Genomic DNA, 3,287 nt, shown 5'->3' with positions numbered 1-3,287 from the left:
GTCATCTATAGAATCCTGTTTAAAACGGTTCAATATTTTCTCCAGCATTTGCTGGTCGCCAAAGGTCATTTTCTCAATGGAAGAAAAATCGAATTCAGGCTGCTGGGTTAAAATTTCGGTTCTATCAAATATAGATAGGATATCAACTGCCCTAAATGGTTTCATTATCAGTCCATCAAAGCCCTCGCTCAAAACCATTTCACGTTCTTCGGGTAAAACCTGTGCAGTAATAGCGTAAAATTTAATGTGCGCTGGGAGTTTCTTCTTTAATAAATGACAAAGTTCGAATCCTGTCATTTCGGGCATGCGCATATCAATCAGCACATATTTTAAATCCGGCTCAGGTGCTGCGTGCAGGATATCGGCTACCTGGGTAAAGCTTCTAAACGGGATTTTATTTTTCTGAAAAATCATTCCGCATAAATCTAGAATAAGTTTATCATCATCAATTACCCAAACCGTGCCTGGATTTACAATCGCATAATGTTCTAAATCTAGAGTATCGTTTACACGCTCGGTAGTATTTTCATATTTCATGTAAATATTAAACGTGGTACCAATGCCCGGTTTACTTTTCACATAAATTCTTCCTCCCTGTGTTTCGATCAAAGATTTAACAATAGGCAGTCCCAACCCCGTACCAGCCTGGTTGATAATATATTTTTCAGGAGATTCTATCTGCTCAAATTCATTAAAGATTTTGGGAATATCTTTTTCTTCAAAACCGATTCCGGTATCTTTTATCGTAAAATGGAAATGCAGATCGTCGCCTTGCTTTTTATACGATACAGAAAGTTTAATTTCACCTCTCAATGTAAATTTTACGGCGTTACCCAATAAGTTAAATAAAATCTGCTTTAGCCTAAAAGCATCGCCCTTTACAAATTCCAGATCGGCAAGATCAAGTGCTGTATTTAACTGAAGTGATTTCTGTTCTGCCAAAGGCCGCATTACCGAAACTACCTCATCTAAAGCTTTTTTGATGTTGAACACCTGGTTATTGAAACTAAATTCGCCCGAAATAATCCGGTTATAATCTAATACCTCGTTCACAATTTGAAGTAAGTGAATGGAAGATTGATAAATGGCATCCACATCTTTCTTATTCGGCACATCCTGCTGGGTAATCAGCTCGGCATAGCCTAAAATAGATTGCAGTGGCGTTCTGATCTCATGGCTCATGTTCGATAGGAACCGTTGCTTAGCCTTACCATGGTATTCTGCCTCATCTTTGGCAAGCTCCAATGCCCTTCTGTACCTGTTGCTTTTTGTAATGTCAGCTAAAATTAAATACAGCAGAATAACCGTTAAGAGAAAAAAGATAATGATAATGGTTGTGATCTGCGTAATCCCATCATTAACCACCTCTTTGGCCTGTATACCGTTTAAATCTATCTGGGCCACTGCCTCCCCCTCCACTTCTCTTAAAATCTGTAGCATCTGGGCGGTCAGGGCATTACTGGCATTTGACAGGTCTGCTTCGCGTTTTAAAAATTTCTGGCTTTTCTGGCGTTGCTCTAGTTCGATATTTTTCAAGGCCCCCGTCATGCTCTTCATAATGCTATCTTCAGCTTTAGCATTCAGCGTATCGCGCTTTACCTTAAATTCCTCATTAATGATTTTATACACATCAGATTTCTTCTTGCCAAACAGTTTACTCAAAAAACCCCTCGATTTCTGTTCTTCTTCAGGTGCCACTGTAGTGGTCGATGTAGTTGTCTCGGTGGTCAGTACTGCGCTATCTGTCTGCCTAGTACGTGTAGCAACCAGTTCGTTTAATTTCTGAACCTCATTAGAGAACGATTTGGTATTCACCAATGTTTCTCGCACCTTTAAGTAATTGATAAATTGTTTATCCCGGTCGGTTAACAGATTCTTGATCGACTTTATTCTGGCCAACTGGGCGGAATCGCCCTTATACAATTTGCGTAAGGTATCTAAACTAGCCCTTAACTTACGCGACTCTTTAAGAAAACTATAGGTACCTTGTTTATTGAAAGCTTCATCCCTTTGTAACTGATCTAACCTGGCAATCTTATGTGAGAGATCATTTACGATCCTTAAGCGGTCGTTCGGGGCCGAAATTTCTTCAACAGTATCCAGCATCCGCGTAAAAGCAAATTTGCTGATGCCCCATGCCAATAGCAATGCAAAACAGGCAAACAGGAAACCTATTATTACTTTACTTTTTATTGCCCGGAAGAAGCGCTTTTGGATAATAGCAGCCATTTAATTCAGATTATGTATGATAAACCCTAATTATAACGGTTCAACCAATAGAATTGATATGTATTTATCTTTTACAAATAACGTACCACAAGAAAAATTGATTAAAAAACTTTAATTTTAAATGCCTAAAAAAACAAACTATGAACCGTATCGACCGACTTTTCGGAATCTTAACCCTGCTTCAATCCAGAAAATACATTACCGCAGAAAAAATTGCGGAAAGGTTTGATATGAGCATACGCACGGTTTATCGCGATATTAAAGCATTGGGCGAACAAGGAATACCGGTAAGTTTTGAGCAGCATAAAGGCTATTATCTGGTTCAAGGTTATTTCCTGCCACCAGTTTCTTTTAATATGGACGAAGCCAATGCACTGCTATTGGTTGAAAGTTTGGTGAACGGATTTGCGGATAATTCCATCCGTGCCCATTACTCCACAGCACTGACAAAAGTAAAGGCGGTATTAAAATCGGGACAAAAGGAAAAGCTCGAAACCTTAAACCAGCATATTAAATTGCAGATTCCGGAAAGGTTAAATTTTAACTTCGAATACCTATCACTTATTCAACACGCTATTGCAGAAAAACACCTGATCGAACTCGATTATAAAAACAATAAGGAGGAAGTGAGCAAAAGAGAAGTAGAGCCAATTGGATTGATTTTCTATGCTTTTAGCTGGCATTTAATTGCCTGGTGCCATTACCGGAATGAATACCGTGATTTTAACCTCACCCGGATTATCTGCCTTAAAAATCTAGGTATTCCTTTCAAAAAAACGCAGCACATGCCGCTAAGTGAATACATGCACCTGCTCCCTGTTAATTATTAAAAAAATATTTTTCACACTGCCATAGGGTTGTCAGTGGGCTGTATTTTCTTTGTGTAACTAAACACCAAAATCATGAGTATAGCCGATTTACTACTAATGGATTTAAACACCGCAGAAAAAACAAAACAGAAAAATATGGACATTATTAAATTATTATTGAAAGAGTTAGAAGCCGAATTTAATACGACAAAAAAATTCCTGGCTATTGTACCTGTAGATAAGTTTGAC

Annotated in this window: 2 protein-coding genes; one reads left to right on the top strand and one right to left on the bottom strand. The window is 38.3% G+C overall.

What is annotated here, in order from left to right:
* The coding region (locus tag AC1DPQ_RS22185) for an ATP-binding protein (RefSeq protein ID WP_477610897.1) at nt 1-2,229 on the bottom strand (2,229 nt) is incomplete at its 3' end.
* Nucleotides 2,230-2,369: 140 nt separating this feature from the next.
* Between AC1DPQ_RS22185 and AC1DPQ_RS22180 the strand changes: the two genes are divergently transcribed.
* Complete coding sequence (locus AC1DPQ_RS22180) at nt 2,370-3,059, top strand: helix-turn-helix transcriptional regulator (RefSeq protein ID WP_477583357.1); 690 nt, start codon at nt 2,370-2,372, stop codon at nt 3,057-3,059.
* Nucleotides 3,060-3,287: the final 228 nt, after the last annotated feature.

Source organism: Pedobacter sp. 01T416_2 (assembly GCF_056398925.1).
Note: the sequence above shows the minus strand (reverse complement) of the source record. Positions and strands in the feature narration are given on the sequence as shown.